This is a genomic window from Ensifer adhaerens, from assembly GCF_028993555.1.
In the GTDB taxonomy this organism is placed as follows: domain Bacteria; phylum Pseudomonadota; class Alphaproteobacteria; order Rhizobiales; family Rhizobiaceae; genus Ensifer; species Ensifer adhaerens_I.
Genome location: NZ_CP118611.1, coordinates 1,404,418 through 1,428,354, shown reverse-complemented (window position 1 = coordinate 1,428,354; position 23,937 = coordinate 1,404,418). Strand labels below are relative to the sequence as shown.

At 60.5% G+C, this 23,937-nt stretch carries 16 protein-coding genes and 2 pseudogenes; 10 read left to right on the top strand and 8 right to left on the bottom strand.

All coding sequences use genetic code 11. The annotated features are described in order from the left end of the window. The first annotated feature begins 1 nt into the window (after position 1). Positions 2-1,435 carry an NAD(P)(+) transhydrogenase (Re/Si-specific) subunit beta gene (locus PWG15_RS26645; protein ID WP_275024520.1) on the top strand — a complete coding sequence of 478 codons (1,434 nt, stop codon included), beginning with the start codon at positions 2-4 and terminating at the stop codon, positions 1,433-1,435. Positions 1,436-1,710: 275 nt separating this feature from the next. Beyond that, positions 1,711-2,469, top strand: a complete 759-nt coding sequence (locus tag PWG15_RS26640; protein WP_275024519.1) for a hypothetical protein — start codon at positions 1,711-1,713, stop codon at positions 2,467-2,469. Between the two features lie 462 nt (positions 2,470-2,931). Here the strand turns inward: PWG15_RS26640 and PWG15_RS26635 are convergent, their stop codons facing one another. Beyond that, positions 2,932-3,819 (bottom strand): LysR family transcriptional regulator, encoded by an 888-nt coding sequence (locus PWG15_RS26635; RefSeq protein WP_275024518.1) that lies wholly within the window; start codon positions 3,817-3,819, stop codon positions 2,932-2,934. 86 nt (positions 3,820-3,905) lie between these two features. On the opposite strand from PWG15_RS26635, the gene PWG15_RS26630 reads away from it, so the two are divergent. Then, entirely contained in the window at positions 3,906-4,481 is a 576-nt protein-coding gene (locus PWG15_RS26630; protein ID WP_275024517.1) for an NAD(P)H-dependent oxidoreductase, read from the top strand. A 3-nt stretch (positions 4,482-4,484) separates the two neighbouring features. After that, positions 4,485-4,931, top strand: coding sequence for a DUF6220 domain-containing protein (locus tag PWG15_RS26625; RefSeq protein ID WP_275024516.1), 447 nt, complete (start codon positions 4,485-4,487; stop codon positions 4,929-4,931). A 235-nt stretch (positions 4,932-5,166) separates the two neighbouring features. Here PWG15_RS26625 and PWG15_RS26620 read toward each other — a convergent pair whose 3' ends face one another. The 4 genes and pseudogenes from PWG15_RS26620 to istA form a co-directional block, all read right to left on the bottom strand. Further along, positions 5,167-6,117, bottom strand: coding sequence for a coiled-coil domain-containing protein (locus PWG15_RS26620; protein ID WP_275024515.1), 951 nt, complete (start codon positions 6,115-6,117; stop codon positions 5,167-5,169). 28 nt (positions 6,118-6,145) lie between these two features. Then, positions 6,146-6,331, bottom strand: coding sequence for a hypothetical protein (locus tag PWG15_RS26615; RefSeq protein WP_275024514.1), 186 nt, complete (start codon positions 6,329-6,331; stop codon positions 6,146-6,148). A 189-nt stretch (positions 6,332-6,520) separates the two neighbouring features. Beyond that, the gene (gene istB, locus PWG15_RS26610; RefSeq protein ID WP_275024513.1) at positions 6,521-7,255 is read right to left on the bottom strand and encodes an IS21-like element helper ATPase IstB; all 735 of its coding nucleotides are present in this window, start codon (positions 7,253-7,255) and stop codon (positions 6,521-6,523) included. Next, positions 7,197-8,754 (bottom strand): annotated as a pseudogene (istA, locus tag PWG15_RS26605) (IS21 family transposase). Before istA ends, istB begins: the two are co-directional and overlap by 59 nt. Before the next feature lie 60 nt (positions 8,755-8,814). Between istA and PWG15_RS26600 the strand changes: the two are divergent. Continuing rightward, a pseudogene (locus tag PWG15_RS26600) lies at positions 8,815-9,201 on the top strand (aminotransferase class I/II-fold pyridoxal phosphate-dependent enzyme); the annotation flags it as partial. 129 nt (positions 9,202-9,330) lie between these two features. Here PWG15_RS26600 and PWG15_RS26595 read toward each other — a convergent pair. Both PWG15_RS26595 and PWG15_RS26590 read right to left on the bottom strand, forming a co-directional pair. After that, positions 9,331-13,887 carry a hypothetical protein gene (locus tag PWG15_RS26595; RefSeq protein ID WP_275024512.1) on the bottom strand — a complete coding sequence of 1,519 codons (4,557 nt, stop codon included), beginning with the start codon at positions 13,885-13,887 and terminating at the stop codon, positions 9,331-9,333. 57 nt (positions 13,888-13,944) lie between these two features. Continuing rightward, positions 13,945-14,268, bottom strand: a complete 324-nt coding sequence (locus tag PWG15_RS26590; RefSeq protein ID WP_275024511.1) for a helix-turn-helix domain-containing protein — start codon at positions 14,266-14,268, stop codon at positions 13,945-13,947. A 331-nt stretch (positions 14,269-14,599) separates the two neighbouring features. Here PWG15_RS26590 and PWG15_RS26585 point away from each other — a divergent pair, with 331 nt between their 5' ends. The 4 genes from PWG15_RS26585 to PWG15_RS26570 all read left to right on the top strand — a co-directional run bounded on the left by PWG15_RS26585 (position 14,600) and on the right by PWG15_RS26570 (position 22,700). Next, positions 14,600-17,221, top strand: a complete 2,622-nt coding sequence (locus PWG15_RS26585; protein WP_275024510.1) for a PD-(D/E)XK nuclease family protein — start codon at positions 14,600-14,602, stop codon at positions 17,219-17,221. After that, entirely contained in the window at positions 17,218-20,532 is a 3,315-nt protein-coding gene (locus PWG15_RS26580; RefSeq protein WP_275024509.1) for a UvrD-helicase domain-containing protein, read from the top strand. Before PWG15_RS26585 ends, PWG15_RS26580 begins: the two co-directional genes overlap by 4 nt. Continuing rightward, positions 20,529-21,482 carry a 5-methylcytosine restriction system specificity protein McrC gene (locus tag PWG15_RS26575; RefSeq protein WP_275024508.1) on the top strand — a complete coding sequence of 318 codons (954 nt, stop codon included), beginning with the start codon at positions 20,529-20,531 and terminating at the stop codon, positions 21,480-21,482. The genes PWG15_RS26580 and PWG15_RS26575 overlap by 4 nt, the downstream gene beginning before the upstream one ends. 270 nt (positions 21,483-21,752) lie before the next feature. Then, positions 21,753-22,700 (top strand): lysozyme inhibitor LprI family protein, encoded by a 948-nt coding sequence (locus tag PWG15_RS26570; protein WP_275024507.1) that lies wholly within the window; start codon positions 21,753-21,755, stop codon positions 22,698-22,700. Positions 22,701-22,773: 73 nt separating this feature from the next. On the opposite strand, the gene PWG15_RS26565 is transcribed toward PWG15_RS26570, so the two are convergent. Beyond that, the gene (locus PWG15_RS26565) at positions 22,774-22,977 is read right to left on the bottom strand and encodes a hypothetical protein (RefSeq protein ID WP_275024506.1); all 204 of its coding nucleotides are present in this window, start codon (positions 22,975-22,977) and stop codon (positions 22,774-22,776) included. A 184-nt stretch (positions 22,978-23,161) separates the two neighbouring features. Here PWG15_RS26565 and PWG15_RS26560 point away from each other — a divergent pair, with 184 nt between their 5' ends. Then, on the top strand, positions 23,162-23,848 hold the full coding sequence (locus tag PWG15_RS26560) for a type II toxin-antitoxin system VapC family toxin (RefSeq protein ID WP_275024505.1): 687 nt from the start codon (positions 23,162-23,164) through the stop codon (positions 23,846-23,848). Positions 23,849-23,937 lie beyond the last annotated feature (89 nt).

Sequence of the window (23,937 nt, the reverse complement as noted above, 5' to 3'; positions counted from 1 at the left end):
CATGATGATCGGTATCGTATCGGCCGCCTATATCGCGGCAGCCGTTCTCTTCATCCTCTCGCTCGGCGGGCTCTCGGGCCAGGAAAGCGCCAAGCGCGCCGTTTGGTACGGCATTGTCGGCATGGCGCTCGCCATCATCGCCACGGTCTTTGGACCAGAGGTCGGCAACTGGCTCGTCATCGTCCTGATGATTGCGGGTGGCGCCGTGCTCGGTCATTTCGTCGCCTCCCGCGTCCAGATGACCGAGATGCCGCAGTTGGTTGCGGCACTCCATTCCTTCGTCGGTCTTGCCGCCGTGTTCATCGGCTTCAACGCCCACATCGAAGCGGCTGACGTTGCCGGACTCGACGCGGCGGCCCGCTCCGCACTGACCGGCTTTGCCGCGATCCTTGCGCACAAGGAACCGGTCGAACTGTCGATCATGAAGGTCGAGGTGTTCCTCGGCGTCTTCATCGGCGCCGTCACCTTCACCGGCTCCGTCATCGCCTTCGGCAAGCTTGCCGGCAAGGTCGACGGCAAGGCGAAGAAGCTGCCGGGCGGTCATCTGCTCAACGCTGCTGCAGCACTGCTCTCGCTCGTGCTCCTGGTGCTCTACGTCAATGGTGCCGGCACCTGGACACTGCTCGTCATGACGCTCGCCGCCTTCTTCATCGGCTATCACCTGATCATGGGCATCGGCGGCGCCGACATGCCGGTGGTCGTGTCGATGCTGAACTCCTATTCCGGCTGGGCGGCTGCCGCCATCGGCTTCACGCTCGGCAACGACCTGTTGATCGTCACCGGCGCGCTCGTCGGCTCCTCGGGCGCGATCCTCTCCTATATCATGTGCAAGGCGATGAATCGCTCCTTCATCTCGGTCATCCTCGGCGGCTTTGGCGCGACGAGTGGGCCGCAGATGGAAATCACCGGCGAGCAGATCGCCATTGATGCCGATGGCGTGGCCGCAGCCCTCAATGACGCGGACTCGGTGATCATCGTGCCGGGCTACGGCATGGCGGTGGCGCAGGCGCAGCAGTCGGTCTCCGAACTCACCCGCAAACTGCGGGCGGCCGGCAAGAACGTGCGCTTCGCCATTCATCCGGTCGCCGGGCGTCTGCCGGGCCACATGAACGTGCTTCTGGCCGAGGCGAAGGTTCCCTACGACATCGTGCTCGAGATGGACGAGATCAACGAGGACTTCCACGAAACCGATGTCGTCATCGTCATCGGCTCCAACGACATCGTCAATCCGGCCGCCCAGGAAGACCCGAACTCGCCGATATCAGGCATGCCGGTGCTCGAAGTCTGGAAGGCCAAGCAGGTGTTCGTCTCCAAGCGCGGCCAGGGCACCGGGTACTCCGGCATTGAGAACCCGCTGTTCTACAAGGACAACACCCGCATGTTCTACGGTGACGCCAAGAAGAGCATCGACCAGTTGCTGCCGGCGTTGGCGTGACCTTACCCTGGAAGGAGAACTCACCGCTCAGCATATAGGGGCGGTGAGTTCAATTCCGTTCAAGAGCTTCAACACGGCCGTCAGGAGGAAAACGCTGTGGCTTACGCCCGCTCCTGAGGTGACGGCGGCGTTGATGAGCTGCGCTGATGCCAGTGGTCTTGGAGGTTAAGCCTCCGCATATTTCTTGCTTGATTGTCACCTCTATCAACGCTTAGTTGAGACAGGTCGCGGGGGGGGCGATTCGATACGAAGTCGAAGAAGGTGGGGACTGTCCTTTGTCAAAGAGTGAAAACTTTCCTAGCTTGGCAGTGCTGGAGGCACTCAACTCTATAACCCAGCAAATCGAACTGTCCGGTGATGCACTGACCGCCACAAAGCTCAAGCGGACTCTCGACCTCAATGAGGCAATCTTCGACGAGGCGGCCGATTATGGATGCACAAAGAAACATCTGAAATGGAACAGCCACAACAGGTATACGCTTCTAAAGCCCTTTGTAGTGCCCGAGGAAGCATATTATCCTGTCATCCTCGAAAGCCTGGTATCCCTGTGGGTTGAGGATGGCTACGACAAATCGAATTTCTACATAGAAAACACGTCTCGTCGCGACACGAAGATTGAGGGTCCGTGGACTCGGCCGGACCTTACGCTGGTTTCTCATAAGAAGTTCCCTTGGACGATCGGCTCGGAGTTCGATGTCGTTACTTTTGAAATAAAGCGACCGGACAGCGCGAACGTGCTGGCGGTATTTGAAGCTCTTTCACATGTTTCCGCAGCTACTCGTGGATATGTGGTCTTTCCTGTCGATCCGGACACTTGGCGTTCGTCTAATCCTGCCCAAGAAAGACGCGTAAAGGATGAATGTGTGCGCCACGGAGTGGGTCTGATCTTGGTGCAGGTCGGCGGCGCGGTTCCAGCGGCTCATCATGTACTGAAGGCGTCGAGGCGAGAGATTGATCATGAGAAGTGCAACGACTTCCTTGATGCCGTGTTGTCCCCGAGTGGCAAGAGGCGAATTTCCGAATGGAAGTCTTGACTGAGGCGGGCCGACTCTCGACGCGGACGCGTACCAACTAATCGTGGCGTCCTTGCCAAGGTACCCATGAATTCCTATGCTGCGCTGACGATCTCGATGATCGGTGAAAACACCTGCGACAAAGTCAGGATTGTCCCGGCGCCCGCGGTCTGCCGACGCACCGTCCTGAGTGCGGTGCCGCGCCTAGAGTGTTGTCGAGGTTCCGGTTCCGGCCCGGATGATCGAGAGGTGGGCCGAGGTGACCCTCGATCAGATGATCGTCTCCAAGTTGCCGATCACGTATAAGCGCGAGTTTGCAAATGGTTTCGGTCGTTCGACACCTATCTTCGGGGCGAACTCTCCCTCATCTGAGCGATGTCCTTTGTCGATCCGCTAGGTCGCCTTTGGTCTCGCAGGAGAGCGACTTCGCTTCGACCGCCGGAGTATGGTCGCGGGCAAATTTCGCTGGGTCCGGCCTCCTACTCAACGCAGCAATTCGCCGAGGATGGCCGCGACGTGCCGAAGTGCGGTGTCCTTGGCGCGCCGACGGTGCCAGGCGAGGTGTAAGGGAAAGCCACGTATGGGGAGGGGCGGCAGGAACGCGACGCACCCCGTAAATTCGGCAAGGACGCGTGAAGGCAAAAGCGCGATCATGTCCGAACCAATGAGCAGCTCGGGCACCATTTGGAAATTTGGCACCACCAGGCCGATGCGCCGAGAAAGGCCCTGACGCGCTAGTTCGTCGTCAGTCGGCGTCCGTGTGTCGCCACGGCCGGACACGAGGATGTGCGGATAAGAAAGCCAGGAATCCAAACTGAAGGTTTTTGCCGCCGGATGTCCGGCGCGCATGGCGACAAGATAGTGCTCGAAGAAGAGTTCCTCACGGTGCAGGTCGTCCTCGGCGGATGGCAGTACGGAGATTGCGATGTCCGTACTGCCATCGATCAGCGCAAGACGCGCCATCTCGGCGCCATGCCAAGGCTGGATGACCAGGTCGATCCCCGGCGCGGAGCGCTGCAATTCCTGCTGTAGTGGGCGCAGCATGAACAGGGCCGGATAGTCGGCGGTGGTGATGCGCAGCAGTTGACGAATCTCCGCCAGCGGCACCTCAGGTGGAGCAATCAGATCGGTCACGCCGGCCAGTAGCGACTTCAGCGGAGCGCGCAGGGCCGCGGCCTTCGCCGTCAGGCGCATGGTGCCCCGGCCGCGCTCGAGAAGGTCGTCGCGGAACAGGCTGCGGCAGCGTTGTAGGGCCGCCGAGGCGGCGGGCTGCGAGAGGCCCAGCCGGTCTGCCGCCCGGCTGACATGGGCCTCGTCTAGAAGGGCGTCAAGGATGACGAGCAAATTGAGATCTAGCGAGCGTAAATTCATGAAACAGATAATAGACTAAATAAATTATCGATTGGAGGTATTTTTAATGCGGCCGCATGATTGCCCTATTGAAACAGGAGTCAGTCGTGACCAAGACCCTCATCCTTCTCTTCCACCGCGATCTGTCGGCTTCAAAGGCCAACGTCGCGCTCGCAACAGCAGCCGCCGAATTGCCGGATGTCGAAGTCGTCGACATGCAGGCACTCTATCCGGACGGCGTGAATATGCTCCGGGATGGCGAACGCGAGGCCGCCCGGCTACTGTCCGCCAACCGCATCGTGTTCCAGTTTCCCATCCAGTGGTATTCCACCCCAGCGCTGATGAAAGGCTGGCAGGACGCGGTGCTGACTCGCATGTTCTACATCGCTTATGAGCAGGAAGGCCGCGCGCTCGAAGGCAAGCCGTTGATGATCGCGGCCACTGCCGGCAACGTGTCGGATGCCTATCGTACCGACGGGCGCAATATGTTTTCGATAATTGACCTGCTGGCGCCGCTGCGGGCCACCGCGCATCGCTGTGGTCTTGCCTGGACCAATCCGTTCGTCGTCTATGAGGCGGACAAACTCGCCCCGGGAGTACTCGAAGCCGCAGCCGCTGACTATGCCAATACCCTCAAACGCTGGATCGTGGAAACGACTGCGGCTTGCCAAGTGACGGCCTGAGCCATGGACAAGATCCACGACACATTGGCCGATCTCAGCGGTGGCACGCCTGTATGGTTCACAGTGGCGGCGTGCATTCTCCCGGTCGGAATCCTCGGACAATTCCTGAGCGCCGGCCTGGCGCTCTTCAGCGACAGTGGTCATTGGGGGCTGCACGCGTTCTTGGGCGGCGCCCTGTTCATTCCGGTGACCTCCCTTCTCACAGGTTCGTTAATCGTTGCACGACTGCGCGGTTTCGGATGGTGGGCGGGTTTGACGTTCGGTCTCTATGTGGGGCAGGTGATATTGGCGGCCGGCTCGACGCCACCTTTGCTCTGGCTTCATCCCTTCAATGGGACGCTCCTCTTTGGCGCAGCTTCGATCGTGCTGTTCAAGGTTGAACGCCGTGTTGCGGCTGGAAAGACCGCCCGAATCCACCAGGGAGTGGAACGTCCAATAGCCGATAGATAAATGCCAACTAGGGCAGGAAAGGGTCGCAAGTGCTTTGCGAAGTGTGCACTCTCTGCCATAGGCCTTAGATATGCGGAATTAGCCTTAGCCTAGCCGTCTGGGATCCAGAAAAGCAGGGAGCATTGCTGTCGTTCTAACACTGTCGTGAAGCAGGTCCACATACACATCTGCTTCACGAGGCGTTCGTCATCCGAGACGGGTGGGTTTGAAGGGGCGGTTGTCCGCCCCTTCAACTTCAGAAAAGAGCTTCGACCGGTTCGTCGCCAAGCAGGGCGTCAAACTTGATGAGTGCAGCCTTGAGCGAGATAAGTTCTGAACCGGAAGCATCAATGTCGACAATACGCGGCTGACTATCGTTTAGTTCCTCCACCACATCAGCAACTGAAGCGATATTGGTGCCAATACCGTCGCAGACAGCCTGCAGCTTCCCGTAAAAGAGGGAGATATCGGTAAAAAACGCGAGCTTGCGGCGCGCGGCCTTCTCGTTCTGGTGAAGCGTGTCTTCCGTTGCTTCCAGCTGTTTGATGGTCCGGGTGTACTCGTCGCGCTGGCTCTGCAGACTCGAGAGCAGATCGCGGGTCGCGCTAAGCCGTCCCTCGTCCCGCTCACGCTCTTGACGGTATCTTTCTCGCTCGTCCGTGAGCGACCGGATCTTGGCCTCGTCCTGGTCGACAAGGGTGATAATTCCCATGATCGCCCGATCGAGGCCAAGGCAGAAGATTGATCGGACGATGCTAGCGGCCGACTTGTCGTTGAGTTCGTCCAGCTTTCGGCGATGATGGGCAAGCTCGTTCTCAGCCGCCCTCATCTGATTGATGAGCTGCCCAATCCGTTGGTTGAGAAGCTCGACATCTTGCTCATCCTTGTGAATTTCGATGCTGACGGAAGCGATTTCCTGCTGGATCCCCGTAATCTTCTGGTTGAGCAGGCCTAGGTCGGCGATGATCGACTTGACGAGTTCTGAGGTAACCTGTTGCTCCTTGGCATACATGCGTTCGCCAAGTTTTGCTTGGGAGAAGAGGTAGTCCACGGCATCCGACATGGCGGAGATCGATGCTTGGGCCTCTTCATGTCTTTGCTCTTTCAAAAGCTCGGTGGCCTCGGTCAATCGTTCAAGAATTGTCTTGAACTCTATGACTTGCGTGCCGGCGGATTGATGACTGTCTGCGACCGCGACGTTGTTCATCGTAAAAATCTCCTTTGGGGCGAGAGGATCAGGCGGCGCGAACCTGCTCGATCAAGGCGCGTTGCTGTTCGAGTTCGATGGTGGCTTGGCGCGATTCAGACAGATCGTGTTCAACGATGACGCTGAGCTTCTTTGCGAGCTCCGGTGCCCGGCGGATCGCTTCTTCGATGGTCGGAGAATCCCGAAGGTACTCGACCGCCTTGGCCTGGGCCACGTTGGCAGACCGCAGATAATCGCCGGAAAGACCATTGAGAGCGACCCATTTGTCAATCAGCGTCCAAAATTCACCCCTTATCGGCATCCAATTTTGACCCCCTGGTGGTGTAGATCAGCGCTTGGCCTGCCCGGCGCTGGCCGGGGATGCAGAGGGTAGGCCAAGTGCGGGTGACGGGCATCTTCGGCTTTAGCTTTGAGAGCGGTTCTTGAAGCGCCAGGACTCGTTCCCGGTTTCGACGATCTCGCAGTGGTGGGTCAGGCGGTCGAGGAGCGCCGTAGTCATTTTGGCATCGCCGAACACGGTCGGCCATTCTCCAAAGGCCAGGTTCGTGGTGACGATGATCGAGGTGCGCTCGTAGAGCCTACTGATCAGATGGAACAGCAGTTGGCCACCGGCCTGAGCAAATGGCAGATAGCCGAGTTCATCGAGGATGATGAAGTCGAGACGGTTGAGATAGTCGGCCGTCCGCCCCTGCTTGCCGCTGCGCGTTTCCGTTTCCAGCCGATTGACCAGGTCGACGACATTGAAGAAGCGCCCGCGTGTTCCGTTGCGGATCAGTGCACGGGCAATTGCAATGGCGAGGTGGCTCTTTCCGGTTCCCGTGCCGCCGACGAGGACGACGTTGCGCTGATCAGCGACGAAGGTGCCGGTCGACAGCTCCCGCACCAGGGATTCATTGACCGGCGTATTGGTGAAGTCGAAGTCGTCGATGTCCTTGGCGAGCGGCAGCTTGGCGATGCTGAGCTGGTAGCGAATGGAGCGAGCCTGCTTCTCGGCGATCTCCGACTGCAGGAGATCGCCGACGATGCGGGGTGGTTCGTGCTGCCGCTTGATGCCGTTGCCCATGACCTCGTCGTAAGCGCTACGCATTCCAAAGAGCTTCAGCGTACTCATCAGTTCGAGAACCTGTGTGCGTTCCATCAGCTTGCCCTCCTGAGGCTGTCATAGCGGGCGCAGTCGGCGACCGGCTCATGGGTCAACCGCAGCGCATCCGGGGTTTGCAGGGTTGCGGTCGGAGCCGGATCACGGCTCCGGGCCAAAATGTTGAGGATCACCGGGGCCGAGCAGACGCCGTGCTCCAAAGCCTCCTGGCAGGCAGCATCGACGGCCGCCAGACCGTCGGTGGGAACGCAGCCGAGGATGGTGACCATTTGCCGATCACCGTCATGGACGCTCTTCAGCCGCCGGCGCACTTTCTCCATCGCTGCGGGCAAGACCCATTCCCGGAACGGCGCTCCGTTGCGCAAAGCTCCGGGTTTGCGAGCCAGAACAGGGACATAATGCCAGGGATCGTAGACCGTCTCGCCACGGCCAAAGCAACGAGGATGTTCACCGACGTTCACGCCATCCTGCCGGATCACAATCTTCTCGGCGTAGGCATGAATCTCGACAGGGCGGCCGACCGCCGTCGAGAGGACGGAGTATTTGTTGTTGTCGAAGCGGACGGTGCAGGTCTTCGACACCGAGGCCGGAACGCAGTGGAAACCGTCGAACGGCCCGACATAGTGCACCAGGCTGGCGCGCTCCGCCTCGAACATCTGCCAGATCATCCGCTCGGTCTGCTCGGGATGGCGGTGAGCCTTGGCGTAGGCGATGCACTTATCGAGCAGCCAGACGTTCAGCTCTTCCAGGCTTTTGACCCGCAGTCGCGGGGTGAAGAAGCGTTCACGCACGAGACCAACCTGGTTCTCGACCTGTCCCTTCTCCCACCCAGATGCGGGCGTGCAGGCGACCGGGTGAACCAGATAATGGCTGCACATCTGCAGAAAACGGCGATTGTATTGTCGTTCCTTTCCAACGAACACGGCTTCGACTGCCGTCTTCATGTTGTCGTAGATGCCGCGCGTGCAGGTGCCATGGAAGAAGGCGAATGCCTTGTCGTGCGCGTCGAACACCATCTCCTGGCTCTCGCGCATGTAGGCCCGGACGAACATCATCCGGCTGTGGCAGAGCCGGACATGCGCCACCTTCACGGTCGTCGTCACGCCGTTGATCAGAATGATCTCGTGGCTCCAGTCGAACTGGTAAGCCTCACCTGGCGCGTAGTAGAGCGGTACATAGGCTTCCGCCGTCACGGCTCCGCGGTTCTTCGCCCAGGTCTTGGCATATCGCCGGATCGCGTCATAACTGCCATCGTAGCCGAGTGCCCGAACCTCCTCGTAAATCCGGATCAGCGTCAGCCGTTCACGCGACGGCTTGCCCTCATTGGCTGTCAGAAACCGCTCGATCTCAGCCTTCCAGGCTCCGATCCGCGGTAACGGTTGCCGTTCTCGTGCATAGGTAAAATCGGTCTCATCGGAACGCAGTATCTTGCGTACCGTGTTGCGCGACACGTGGAGTTCCCGGACGATCTTCTTCATCGACCAGCCCTGCACATGGAAGGCCCGTCGAACACGCGCAATCGTATCCACTCGCTTCAACTCCCGCTCCATCCGCCGCAAAAAGCCGGATGGTCAGATGAAATCTGAGGGGGGTCAAAATTGGACGCCGATTACCCCGCCAAGGGGGTCAAATTTGCACGCCGGAACACACGTAAGGGCCGCTTGCGTCGGCTTGAGGCGCGGACGGGTATCGATTTTACTTCGAACGACTACCTCGGACTTGCAGCCTCGGAGCGGCTCAAGGATGCAATACAGAACGCCCTTGCAAATGATGTTCCGGTCGGCGCAGGTGGTTCCCGGTTGTTTCGGGGCAATCACTCCGAACATGAAGAACTGGAGGCTGAAGCGGCAAGGTTTTTCGGCGCGGAGAAGATGCTGTTCTTCGGTACCGGATATGCAGCCAATGTAGCGCTCTTTTCAACGCTTCCTCAGCGGGAAGACCTCATCGTTTACGACGCGCTGATCCATGCCAGCGCCCACGAGGGGAAGCGTGGCTGTGCGAACCGCGCAGAGCTTGCGGTGAGCGTAACTGCCAACTGGCAGGTTTAGCCAGGATGATCATCCGCTTAGAGAGCTACGATGACCGTCTGCGTCGCTCGCGCCGTGGAGTACAAGTCAATCCAGAGAACGCACGAATATGGGTGCTGGGGCCTTCCTTCCGAAGAGGTTTCGCTCTCGCTCGTTGCTGAGTTTTTCATATCTCCGTGGAAGGACATCCCTTAGGTTGCCGCCGAAGGCTGCAAATGGCCTGCCGACGAGCGAGTAGTCATTGCGCCAGGTCTGAAACCGTGCGTCGACGCATTGCTCAAAAAGAACCGCCGCCTGCCAGAACGACTCGGGGTCCTCCGTTTCGCACATCGCCTTGAACCAGTGACGAGCCCAGATGTTGCGCCGATACGCGGCTGTCGCTTCCGTCCATGCCCAGCCTGGCAGCCCGTCGGTTGCTTCGTATCTCTTAAGAAGTTGGTCATGGCGTTCGCTCTGGTCCGAAAGGCCGACCACCATTAGACCACGTGCGATTTCGGCGGGCTCGGATCGGGAGAGCTTTTCATCGACATACGCCTCGAGGAAGCTTTGGTGACCGTTCTGAAGCGCTGAAAGAACTTCGGTTGCCAATGCTTGATCGGTCTCGGCGTAGTCGAGCCGCTTTCTGCGCATCTCGTCGAAGGCGGATGTGCGCGGCCCTCGCCATGCGCTCAGCGATCCAAAGTCTACGCCGGTCTTTCCGAAGTTGAAGCGCACCAGCGGCCTGATGTGTGCGGATCGGTGGAAAAGCGCCAGGCTCTTGTCAGGGTCGATGTCGGAGAGAGCACTTGCCAGAAGCAGGACGAGATTGTGAACGGCGGGCAGTTTGGAGTCGTTCATATCCATGAAGAGATCGTACCATTGTTCCGCGACTGGCGGATTGGCAGCGACAATTGCGGCGAACTCTTCGTGTGTGAGATGATCGAGAATGATATTCGCGCTGGCCGCCGTGAGTCGGTCCCGGAATGTCAGAAAGGCTTCATAGCCGTTGTCCCCTCCGCGTGATCCGCCCTCGCTTTCCGAGAGCTTGCGAATAAAATCACTTGGCCCTCGGGTGGGACGGGCTGTTACATAAAAACACGGCGGCTCGTCGAGATCGGCGCCTTCGACTTCCATTTCTATTGCGGGCGCCACCAGCTCGTCCGGCAGAGCGATGACACGGCGTATCGAGGCATCAACTCGGCGGGCGATCTCTTGTGTCGCAGGGCCTTTCAGCATCAAGGCCGCCCGTCCGTAAAGGCGCGGTGAAATCCGATCGAGGACCGCGCCCCCGTCGATCAGGCCAATCTCCGCGCCTTTCAGCAAGGCGTACGAACCATACCAACTGTTGGAATCATCGCCATTATCAACGGGACTGGCTTCCCAGTCGCTTTCCACGACCGCCTTTAGCAGGTCTGGATGACCTGAACGGGCAGCGAGCCGCTGCGCGCTGCTGCGGAGCCGTTCCCGTGGCGAGGACATCAGTGTGCAAAAATAGGCGCGCGCATGACTTGATAGTTCGGCCCCGGCCGCAGCCGCGATCTCGAGCAGGACGCGCTGCCTGTGTTCCACGCCAGTGGAGCGCGCGTCGTCGAGGAACCGGTCGAAGGTTGCTGCATCTGGCGCCTTCGTTCCATCGACAAGGTCAAGCAGGAGAGGCTCGTTTTCGGTGGTCGCGAGGAGAATGTCGATCTGCTCGATGGGTTCTAGGAACGGAAAGGCGATGACCAGCCCGTCCTGCAGTACCAGTCGGTCGTCTTCGGGCAGCGTTCTAAAATCGTCTCTCGCCCGCGCTTGCGTCCAAATATCGACGAGTGCAAGCGCTTGTTCCCTCGAGATCAAAGCGGCGTGTTTCCGCAGTTCCAGCAGTCCCTGGCGAAGCGGCGTGCCGGCGCGGTTCGCAACATCGGTCGCAAGTTCCCGATGCTTGGCGACAGCCACATCCAGCGCGAAGCGGGCTGCAGCCGGTCTATCGCCGACGAAGACGTGGTCCGGAAACACACGGTCGATACCTTGCCGCAGGGTCGTCACATCAAGTTTTTCGTATTTCTGGAGATTCGACGTCAGGCCGAATGGTCGGGTTGCCGCCGGATCGCAGGGATCGGCTTTCGCGTCGAAGGTGCGCGGGCCACGCATCGGCGGCCGGTCGTCGTTCAGCTCAGCGCGAAGGACGCGCGCTTCCCAGTCATCCTCCGGCGCGCCCGTCGCGGACAGTACGTTGGATAGAACCCGCTTGCCCGTATTCGACACCGCGCCAGTGCAAAAGTCCCGGCATTGTTGGAGCAGCGCGTCGCGTGTTTCGGACCAATCCCGCCGGTTGAGGGAGATGAGGGCGTTGAAGTCCCTCATAGGCACGTGGGAGGTGCCGTTGAGCGTGTTGGCGAAACTCCAATCCACGAGGGCTTCTGCAAGTGGCGCCAGTTTCTTGCCCGCCAAAAGGCGCAGCGCTAGATGCGACAGCACATCCCTTTCGCCTTCGGTTTGGACAAGGCGCGCGTGACGACCCTTCTCCGCGGGAGATAGATCCTGAATCCGCTCGTTGATTTCCGCCTGTAGCCGGGTCATTTGCTGAACAATCGTTTCGGGAGTACCGACACGGACGATACCCATCCGGAGTTCCGGTGACGGAGAGTAGGCGCGGAGCCATCGCCGCACCTCCGGGGCAAGGACGGTCCAAACAGCGTCGGATTGCGCGACCTCGTTGAGCGCCGCCCGTATCCAGCGGTGGTTGGGTTGGGTTCTTCCCTCCAGACAAAGGTCCCTCGCCGTTTCGGCGAAAGCCATCGGCCGCGCCCTTGCGAAGCTGACCAAGGCGGCGAGGGACAGCGCAGGCGGATTTTGAAGCTCGGAGAATCCCTTGATAAGAGCGCGGGCGACTGCCGGGGAATACTCGTTGTCGTCGGCGGCCGTCACGGTTATGGCCGCCAGGACCGCCTCGGCAGTCCTGTCCAAGGCCTCGATCGGTTCAAGTATCTCTTTTAGGCCGTCGTCGAGGTTGCGATGGTTCCGCTCCGCTGAACGCAAATTCTCGATGATCGACAGGCCGAGCGCGAGCGAGAGACCGTCGTCGCGAAGTTGGTATTTTCTAGGCTCTCCCTCCACGGGATGAAAAAAGCGGCCGTCGGCGACAGCCGGCACACTGGATTCGAATATGTGCAAGTCGTCCTTGTTTTGAGCGGTCGCGCGGTTCAGCAACTCCCTTGCGTGGCTCCGCAGGTGCGCGACGAATTCGACGGGATCGTTGCCGTAGTCGTGCCTCACACCCGCCATGATGTGTTCGAACAAAAGACGATCGACGCTGAGCTCCTCGAAGGCCGCAATTTCGTGACCGAACACCTCGAGTGCGATTGACAGAATTCGCGGATTGCGAAGGAACGCCGCGACCGCGGGTTTTAGCGAATTCACCGGAATTTTTCGGTGCTTGAGGATCCGGTCTCGTTCAGATGCGCTCCATCGCGGAACCTCGACCTCCTTCGGAGATTGAAGCAGGGCCCTTTTGACGCGCGTGCTGAAGTAATGCGTGCGCGCGGTGAAGACGACGCGCCCCCCGCGCCGGCCGACATAGGTTTCGACGCTGCTGATGATTTTTCCCCAGGACTGGTGCGGACGCTGGTTGATGCCGTCGACCACGACAACCAGCCGCGGCCGACAGGGCCGTTCCGCGGCTTTCCACGCGAAAAGTCGTCTCCGCCATCGAATCGTGCTCGCTTCGCTTCGTGTGTCGCCGGTCTGCGCAACAAGCTTCGCGATCAAAAGGTCCTCGATGTCGGCCTGCGTCGCCTCTTGCGAGAAATAGTCCGGCGTCGCAAACACCAGAAGCGGCTTGTCGGGTTGCTCGAGCCAAGTCTGCAGGACGATCCACGACTTGCCACAACCTTCTTCACCATGAACGCAAACCACCCCATCGCCTGCGCCATCCGTGAAATAGGGGCCTAAGGTGTCGATCAGTTGATCGCGTTTCAGAATCGTGAGGGCCGGATCCGCCAGCGCTAGCGGTTGACCGAGTTCGGCGCGTGCGCCGGCCCTGTCGGAAACGGTCTCCGCGAACCAGTCTGCGTTGGCTCTCTCCGCCATGGCCGTGGCCATTCCAGGCGCATCGAGACATTTGCGAACGGCGGCGGCATGCCGGGCAAACTGATCGTCGCCACGAATGGCAGCCAAGGCTGCGATCGCGTCGTCGCGAGCCGCATCTGACGTTAGATGGGTCCTTAGGAAGTCCTCCACCTTGTTTGCGCCCATTGCGAGCATCACGCCCAAACGCGGAAAATCGGACGGAACCCAGTCGAGGACGAGTACGCTGACCCCATGCTTGACGCCATCGGCCCGCAGGTCGTCGGCAAGCTGGCTCGGCACCATGGAGGTCGCGCCGAGAACCCAGAGAAGGTCGGCATGCTGATTGTGACGGACGAGGTCGGGAATTTTTGAGAGAACGTCCTTTCGCGGCAGGGCGCCAGTGTAAAGTTTCCCTTCGAAAGCTACCGCGCCTTCGAAGGCAGACTTGCCATCGAGACCTCGCTGATAGGCGCTGTTTGCGAGACGGAATGGTATGCCAGTGAGCTCGCTTAGCGCCTCGCCTAACAGGCCTTCGAAGCCACTCTCGCCCGTCGCATTCAGCTCCTGGAGGGATTTGTTCAGCCTATCGAGATGGGTTCGCAGCGAAACGGTCATTTTTATACCGGCAATTGTTTTGGTCTTTCGGATATAGAGTTTAACCTCGGGTGCTTGCTAGAGCGGTCGCGAAGATTCGCGCGGCGCTGGCGCAACATCGGTCGATGGCGGTGCTGCACCGCGGCGGGACGGCCCACTTCCATCCACCTGGCGTCTCCGTCGTTCCCTACGTCGTTGGGCGCTCCGCAGCGTCCGCCTCCGCGCGATGCGCCGCATTTCTTGCGGCGTGTGGCCGAAGGTCCGCACGAAACTCTGGGCCATGCGATCCGGATCGTTAAAGCCGACGAGGCGGCCGATCTCGTCGAAGGACAGTAGCCCCGCCTCGATCAGCGGCCGCGCGGCCTCGACGCGGAGCCGCTCGACCGCCTTCGCAGGTGTCATGCCTGTCGAAATCCTGCCCGACGTCGAGACCGACCTGAGGCCAGTGTCCGTCATGTACCCGGCCCGCCAGCATTGGCTCCTCAGGTTCGCGCGTTCATCGAATGGGCAAGGGCGATCTTCGCCTCGTCCGACCCACGATGGACGAAGGCGTCCTGACCTTGCGGGCGGGAGCCAGAAACTGTTGACGAAAGAGGCAAATCACCCGACGGTTGCAACCCGGGCGGCGACGGATTCTGTAGGATTGGTGTGGCCCGGCTGACTTAAGCGCCGATCGACGTTTCGTTGTTGGGAGGTCACGCTGCAGCGCCAGACCGTGGTTGTCGAGGGACCCTTGTCGTTTCGTATGAGGCGCGTTGATGCGGCGCTGCGAGGAGAGGCGGGCGTTCAGATTCTCACCGCGCCGTTGTTGGCGGCGCGCCTTTCCGGTGGGTTCGTTCGCCCGGCCGGGCCTCGGGATCTTTATCCCGCGATCCGCGACGCACTGGACGAGGGGGGATTCGCCGAACTCGAAGGCGTACGCCAGCTTCCGGGGACGCCTCGGGCGGTGGCGCGGACACTCGCGAAGGCGTGGGAAAGCGATCTTTCGCTCTCTGTCATCGCCGAAAGTAACGAACGTGTTGCAGACTTGGCGGAGATCGAACGAAGGGTACGTCTCGCACTCCCCGCCGGCGTGATGACGCCGCGAGACCTTCGCGACGCCGCGCTGAAACGGGTCGCGCATGCCCGGGTGGTCTTGGGGCCGATCGAACTTCATCGCGCATTCTGGGTCGCTCCGGTGTGGCGGCCGCTGCTCGTGAACCTTTCAGAAGAGGTTCCGATCTCGTGGTTCGAACCCGGCATGCAAGACACCGGCTGGTTCCCAGGACGGATCGCTCCCTGGGAGCCCGGACGGGTCCCCGATATGTCGGTCGTTTCCTGCGCCAATCCACGGAGCGAAGCGATCGAGGCACTGCGGTGGATGCGCGAACTCATCTCGTCGGGCCAGGCAAGACCGGAACAGATCGCAATCTGCGCCACCGACACGCAGGCCTGGGACGAGCACTTTGTCGCGCTTTCGCAAAACGCGGATCTACCTCTGCATTTCACCCGCGGCATTCCCGCACTCGCTTCGCGGGACGGACAGGCGTGCGCCGCCTTGGCGGACGTCCTCCTCCACGGTTTAAGTCAGGACCGGATCCGCAGACTGTTTGCATATTCCGTCGGTAGAAGTCGCGCACTGGGCGATGTCCCGGCGAACTGGTCCGCCGGTCTTCAGCAGAGCGCAACACTTTTCGAGCTCGAGCATTGGCGCAGGGCACTCGAACTGGCGGCTAACCGGAGGACGGACGGCTTCGATCCGGGACCGGCCGTGCTACCCGCGCTGCGACTTCTGTCAAACGGAATAGAGACGGCCGAACAGGTCGGCGCGATGCTCCTGCCTCCCGTGGCTCTGGCGCTTTGGACCGAGGCACTCCGGCGCGCCCCTGCGAGAGCGCTTGAATATTCTCTTCAGGAGTTGCGCGTGCCCGATCGGCGCGATCCGAGCGCATCGGCGGTGTGGTGTCCCGCTAGCCACCTCGCGACGGGTCCGCGACCATGGGTCCGTCTCCTCGGCATGACGTCCAGGTCCTGGCCGCGGCGAGAGGAATCGGATCCGATAGTGCCGGATCACGTCATGCCCCGGCGCAACCTTGATCCGTATCCCATTCCCGAACGGGACCGGCACGCGTTCATCAAGATCGCCGCCCACGCCCAGGGCGGTTGTGTCTTGTCACGAAGCAGGCGCAACGCTCAGGGCGCGCTCCTATCAGCAAGTCCATTGATACCAAGGGGCGTTCAAACGGCGGATCTGAAGCGAGAGCGTCTCCCGCAGCATGCGTTCAATGAGGCCGACCGGCTTTTCAGTCGCCCGTACGAGGCGTCTACGTCGCCATTGATCGTCGCCGCGAAGCGATGCTGGCAAGATTGGAGCAGCCCGCAGGTCAACGCCCATGACGGGATCGTGCGGACAGATCATCCAGTCATCGTCCGGGCGATCGGCCAGGTTCAATCGGCCTCCTCGCTGAAGCTTATGCTTCGCAACCCCCTGGCATACGTATGGCGTTACGCGCTGGGCTGGCACGGGGCTCAAGCCGAAGAGCAGCCACTGGCCCTCGATGCGCGCGGATATGGGGAGCTCGTTCATGATCTGCTGAAGCGGACGGTCGACAGCCTCGAGCCAACCCCCGGTTTCACGCGGGCCTCCCGCCATCAGGTCGAAGCTGCGATCGCGGCTTCCGTGTCGGCCGTCCGCTCATCTTGGCCGATCGAACGGTCGGTGCCGCCAGCGCTGCTGTGGCAGCACACCCTTGACGACGCAGCACGCCAGGCTCTGAAAGCGCTGACTTTTGAAACATTCCAGGAGCCTGACACGCGCAGTTGGACCGAGGTCGCGTTCGGCTATTCCGACGCCAACATTGCGAAGGTGGACGAACCTTGGTGCTCAAGCTCGGCAATCGATATTCCCGGGACTGATCTGCGTATCAGGGGCAGGATAGACCGGCTCGATCTGAGGGCTGACGGACGTGCGGTTCGCGTTTCCGATTACAAGACCGGAACCGCGCCGCGACGGGCGCAGGAGTTGATGCTCAGCGGTGGCGCGGAAATTCAACGGGTCGTCTATGCGCTAGCCGCGCAGCGTCTGCTTCCAGACATTCCCCGGGTGGTGGCACGGCTAGTGTTCTTGGGCGATCAGGAAGTGCAGGCGTACGGCCTTCCTGACGTCGATCAAGCGATTGCAGAGCTGGGGACACACCTCACCGCGGCGGTGGGGGTGCTCCGAAGCGGAGTGGTTCTGCCGGGGCCGGATGCGCGGGAGGAACAGAACGACTTCCGTCTTGCAATGCCTGCGTCGCCCAGCGCCTACTTCCGGATCAAGAATTCCAGCATAAGCAGAGCGTTCGGTGACTTTGGGCGGGTATGGAGCAGCCGATGAAGAAAGTCGCCGATAGCGCCGCGCGGTTTCGCGTGCTTACGGACCTTGGGGCCACCCTCCTGGTCGAGGCCGCGGCTGGGACCGGCAAGACTGCATTGATGGCAGGACGGCTGACGATGCTGCTCGCCCGGGGGGTCGAGCCCCGAACGGTGGCCGCCATCACCTTCACCGAACTCGCGGCGAGTTCACTCGCCGCGCGCGTCCGCGGCTACATCGACGAGCTATTGACGGGCGGCGTGCCTGCTCCGCTGCGCTTGGCCCTGCCAAACGGGTTGGAACAGAGCCAGCGCGCCGTCCTGTCTTCGGCCGTGCAAAACCTCGACGGCCTTACCGTCGCCACCATCCATTCCTTCTGTCAGTCAATCATCTCGAGCTACGCCGTCGAAGCCTGCGTCGATCCCGGAGTGCGAATCCTCGATGCGACGCAGGCGGCCACCGCATTCGATTCCGTATTCGAGCAATGGTTGACGCGGCGCCTTGGTGTCGTCGGGCGTTCTTCCGATCCTGTCGCTGTGATAAGTCGCGACGATCCTCGCCGCGTGGTGGGCACCCTGCAGGATCTCGCGCGCTTCCGGCTGAAGTACCGGGGCGCGCGCACGATTGCGGCCGACCTGGGAGGTCGACCCGACATCGAACTGCTGAATGCCGTAGAGGACTTCGGCCGCTGGCTTTCCGCCCACCCAGGCGAACCGAAGACTGCCGCCCTGGTCGCAGAGCTCGAGACGTTGGCGAATTTCTACCGCGGCGGCTTCGAGGAGCCGCCCGATTTCGAGCGATGTTGGAACTTGGCTCATCCGCCGCGCCTCACCTGCATGCGAAACCGAAGTTTCGACCTGCTAAAGCCGAGGCTGAAGACGGCTTGGCAGCGAATTGCCGGAAGAGATGATGGCGAGCGCCTCAACGACGAAGCGAGCGACTGCTTCGACCACGTCAACAGGTGCTATCGAACGTTGCTCGGGCGAATTTCGACCGCGCTTGTCGCCAGTCTATCGGCCGAACTCGACGAAGTGCTCCAGGAGTATGACGCATTCAAGCGGTCTGCCGCGGTCGTTGATTTTGATGATTTGGTCGAGAAGGCGCGTGATCTTGTTGCGAGCCATGAGGGCGTGCGGCGTGAACTTGGGCGGTGCTATCAACATCTCCTCGTCGACGAATTTCAAGATACAGATCCCATTCAAACGGAGGTTCTGTTCCGGATCGGCGCCAGCGAAGCCGCTGAATGCTGGCAAGACTGCTCTCTGCGCGCCGGCTCGTTGTTCATGGTCGGAGATCCGAAGCAGGCGATTTACAGGTTCAGAGGCGCCGACATTGGCACTTATTCCGAGGCCCGAAACGCGGTCGAGCGGCAATGGCCCGACAACATAGTGCAGGTCACGGCGAACTTCCGATCTCGCCCAGGGATCATCAAGCATGTGAACAGGGTGTTCGCCGGTCCGCTCGGGCGCGCGGGACAGCCCGGCTACGTGGCCTTTACCGAGACTATGGGCGAAGCGCCACACCGCCTGCCTTGCGTTGCGCGGGTGACCATCGATCTGCCTCGCGACCCACGATCGGATGAAGTCCGCGAAGCAGAGGCCGAGGTGGTGGCGGAGATCTGTAGTCGGCTTGTCGGCAATCTCCAGATTAGCGACGAAGAGGGATTCACGGTTCCGCTGGGCCCAGGCGGAATCGCCCTGCTTGCGCCGACGGGTACGGAGCTCTGGCGGTACGAGCGCGCTCTGGTGCAGCGCGGGCTGCCAATCGCCTCTCAGGCCGGCAAGAGTTTCCTGCGGCGGCAGGAGGTGCAGGATATGCTGGCGTTGGCGGGAGCTCTCGCCGATGCACGAGACACGCTGGCCTTCGGAGCGCTTATGCGGGGGCCTTTGGTGGGCCTGACCGAGGAGGAGCTTCTTGATATCACCGGCGCGCTGCCGGCCGCGCCCGAACACCCGGACGGATTTCCGCGGTTTTCGATGTTGACCGCCTGCGAGCACGTCGAGCACCCCATAGCATCCCGAACGCTGTCGATCCTGCAGGAGCTCAGGCGGCGCGCGCGGACGACCACGCCGGCGCTGCTTCTGACGGAGGCGGTGGAGCGTCTGGCAGTTCGCCCCGTCTTGGCCGCTCGGGAGGGCGACCGGGGCGCTCGCGCGATAGCCAACGTCGAAGCCTTCATTGAGCGCGCGCGATCGTACGGGATGAGGGGCCTGAAGCGGTTCATTCGCGATATCGCCAGCGAGTGGCAGGAAGGCAAACCACAGAGCGAGGGGCGACTGGACTCCGAGGGCGCCGCCATCGACATAATCACCATTCACAGCGCAAAAGGACTTGAATGGCCCGTCGTGATACCGATCAACACGGCCACGCAGCTCCGCTCGCGCGAGCCCTTCGTCTACAGAGCCAGCGACGACACCCTCCACTGGGTGATCGGCGACGTCGTGCCACCAGAGTTGCTTCGGGCTCTTGAAGCAGAGGACGCAAGCAGGACGCACGAGTACGAGCGGCTCTGGTACGTCGCCTGCACGCGGGCCCGTGAACTTTTGGTTCTCCCCGATCTACCCCAGGCGCAACAAAAGTCTTGGGCGCGCGTGGTCGACGTGGCGCCACCGGGGCTGCCGGAGCTGGACTTGGCGGGAATGGCTCCGTTGCGACGGGAGGCGGAACCGGCCCTTTCAAATCTCCAGACAGCCGAGATGTTCGCGATGGAGCAAGACGCGATCGACGCCGTTTCCGTGCCGCTCCAATGGCTGAGGCCCAGCAACGACGACTCCGATCGCGCGCCGAGCGTCGAGGCGGTCGCGGTCGAGGATGACACCTTACCGGAAGCCGAAGTTCCCGTGGGTGCGGGACGGATCCGAGGCCTCGTGCTTCACAAACTGATGGAGGAGGTGCTGACCGGAGAGATCGGGGACGACGTCCCTGCGCTCGTTTCCAGGGCGCTGACGCTGCTTGACGAGATCGGCGTAGAGATCGGTGACGATCGTGCTTTGCCGGATGCCGACGAGATCGCAAGGACCGCGTCGCGCACCCTGCATTTGCCGGACATAGTCGCGCTTCGGGCCACGCTGGTGCCCGAGTGGCCGATCTATCAGATGATCGCCGACGACCCGCAACCCGTGGCGCTGGCCGGCCGCATCGACGCCATTGCAGTTGAACAGGGTGTCCCTTCGGTTCTCCTGGATTGGAAAAGCGACGTCGCTCCGACGGAACAGGATTTTCGCGATCATGCGCGCCAGATCGGCGACTACCTTGAAGCGACCGGCGTGGAGCGTGGCGCCGTGGTCTACATGACGTCGGGCAGCATCCGCTGGATATCGCGGCCGACGGCATGAAAAGAGCCTCGCTCGCTGGCTGCGCCCGACAGGACTTGGCGGCGAGAGCCACTGTCGCAAGCAGCTGCTCGCAGGCTGCAGCGGCTCGGGCCTTCTCGAACAAAATCAGCCCAGGCGGCTACATATCGGCGATCCTTCTCAGCCGGGGAAAGGTGGCATGCCGATTCGAGGAGCTGACGCACGATACGCCACGCAACAGGCTGATTTTAGCAGCTCTTGTCAAAGCTAGGGCCAATGTGAACGACCGCGATCTTGCTTACAGGTGCGGAACCCTTATGGGGACGCTTGTCGATGCCGGCGTCTCCCCCGTTCGGCCTTCCCGCGCTGAAATTTCACGCGATAGGATTGCCCGAAACGAATCGGACGACGAACTTGTTGTGCGTGTCGCAGAGCTCGTTCTCGATCTAAAACTGCCGTCGGAGCGAGGGGGCGATGTCAAGGCGACGAGGCTCGATCACGATGAGATCCTTCTTCGGCAGATCTTTGAAAAAGTAATCGCTGGGTTCTTTCGCCATGAACTGGATGGCCGCGAAGGGTGGATAGTTAGCAGCCAGACCCAATTCGGGTGGGACGCTAGCGATGCGACGGAGGGCCTTCATTCCATCTTGCCCAAGATGCACGCGGACGTCGTTTTGGAGCGGGGCTCAACCAGACGCATCGTCTTAGACACAAAGTTTACCGGAATCCTGACACGACGAGCACATGGTTCGGAGGGCCTCAAGAGCGCCCATCTCTACCAGATGTATTCCTACATCCGCTCCCAGGCCGGGCGGGGAAACGCTGCTGCCGATCGTGCGGAATGGATTCTGCTGCATCCGTCGTTGGAAACTCAGGTGGACGAAGCTGTCACGATACAGGGACATCGCCTTCGGTTCGTCACTATCGATTTCGCCTGCGATCCCGAAAGCTTCAGGCACGATCTTATGGAGATCGTCAAAGCTCCAAGGTAAGGCCCGTTCAGCAGTTTCGTGCCCGCGGGGTCGCCCAATGGGACACAGGCGATTTTCCAGGCTTCAGGCTAGACTATGCGCCGCTGACAAAGTCGATGGTTAGGCAATGGCAGAGGGAAGCGGAGATGACTAATCGCGACCATGGCGCATCACTCGATGATCTGCACGAACTTTCCGGCTCCACCAACTCCCGACTATGGCTGCGGAAAGAAGCATGTCCTACCGCGAATGGTGGATTGCCCGGCCCGACAGATTTGCTACTTATTCGCGATGAAGTACCTTGACCCGCAACAAATCATCGAGTGGAAAGAGCGTCACGGCAAGCCGCGTCGCGGACCCGATCTTGTCGTCCAGGTCGCCGAATTGGCAAAAACTTGGGAGGCCAGGTCAAAGAACCAGCCCTTCATAGGCGACCACGTGGTCGTCAGGCTTGCGACGATCCTTGAGGTCTTCGTAAGATCCATGGTCAGGGAGATGGTCGACTCCAGCGAGGAGGTCTTCGCGGAGAGGGCGCGGTTCTTGGTCAAGGATCTTAAGCTTGACTTCATATTCGCCGACGGTGTGGAAAAGCAAAAGTTTAGTCCTGGCGATATCGTCGCGCACGCGATCAGCCTAAGCAGCGTCGACGCGATCATGAAGGCTCTGACGACGTTGCTCCCCGAGGCGAGGGAGGAACTCCGAACAGCCCATCGACGGTGGACGGAGGATCAGGCCAATTTTCCGTTAGAACCAATCATCAAGGACATCGACACGACGATGCGCCTGCTAAGCAGGATCTTCGCCGCGCGGCATATTCTGGTGCATGAGTTGTCCAGCCACAGTCCCTACAGTGAGGACGAGGTCGGTGAATTTTGCGGGGCAGCCGCGGCATTCATCGAGGCTTGCGACTGGATCACTGTCAAGCATATCGAGGGCACGCTCCCCTTCACGCAGGCGCAGATGACGATCGACGCCGTCGAGAATCTTCAAGCCGCGGAGCAGGAGGTCGCAGACCTGCTAGCCACTATCCGGCAAATCCCAGACGTCGACCTTCGATTGTTGGAAGAAAGCCAGGCCGCTTGGGAAGAGTTCTGCAAGCGAGATTCGTTGTTCTGTTCGTCATTCGCCGAGGGTGGAAGCCTTCATCCCATGCTGATGGCGGAGTGGCGGCAGGCGCTAGCGGAACAGAGGGCGGAGAACCTTGGTGATTTCATTGAAAGTCGCGTCGGTCTTTGCTGAACGCCGTCGATGTGCGAATCTCGACTATGCTGTTGTTTCGCCGCGGCCCACGCTGTGTCGCGGTTGGCGATTCTCACCTGTCGTCCAGCTCCCCGTCTTCAAGCGGGCCGTCTTGAAGCAGAAGTTGGCTGAGCTTTTTCGTTCGCGCGCGAACAAACGTGAGCTCGAAGGTGCCTCCGACCTCGGAAATGCGCTGCGGCCCACGGGTCTTTGCGGCATTGAACACTTCCGAGATCCGCGCTTCTGCTTCGGCCCGAGTCCACTGGTCAGCAGCCATTTTCGTTCCTTCGGCTGGGTTCGCGCTAAACTTCAGAGTTAGGGTTTCGTTAGTCAATATAAACAAGACTTCTGAGTCGGTGCATCGAATCTTTATGAAAGATTAATCGGTGATTTCATTGCCGTTGATGTTGGATACAAATGTCCTTTGTGAGACGCAGCGCAGGAATGGGGCGGATCCGAAGGTGCGTGCCATTAAGGATTGGATAACGAAGTTGGGAGAGGCCAATTTCGTGATACCTTTCGCGGTGGTGGTCGAAATCAGTCGCGGAATTGAACTGCAGGCAGCGGTGAATCCAAAGCGCGCGGCAGAGATCGGCAAATGGTTCGAGCTCATCCTCGACGCCTCGTATCAATTTCAAGAAATGACTCGGGAGGTCGCCCAAATCTATGGTGCGATGACCGCGCGCGCCGCACTGCTTCCCCTGATGCTGCCGGATTTGCGTTCAAAGCGTAAGCGCCTTGGACACGATCTTCTCATCGCGGCTGCATCAATCGCGCACCAGACTCCGATCATCACTTTAAACAAAAGCGACTTTCTGTTGATCAACGAGCACTTCTCACTGCCTGGCTGCTACGATCCCGTGGATGACCTTTGGTTCGTGCCGCCAAAACAGAGAATCGAATTTCCTCGGTGTATTTGCAGCAAGGGCCAGCCCAGCGATCTTTACGATACCACCACCGGAACTGCGGTGTCGCTGGTCAAAAAGACGAAGCGAAGACGGGAGAGGGGCCGAAGCCGATCGTCGCCGTCCGTAGCTGAACAGAGCCATCTCGCCCGGAAGCAGGTGCTCAGGGCGTTGAAGCTGCTGCCTCCTTATCTGCAATGGCTTCGCGGCTTTGGGGAAAATGCATGCAACGCAAATGCTTGAAGGCGCGCCGCATGAGAAACGGCCGATTCTAGACATCCTATCGTCGCTCGGCAGCGAGGACACACGGTGTCCGTTCTTAGCGTCGACCG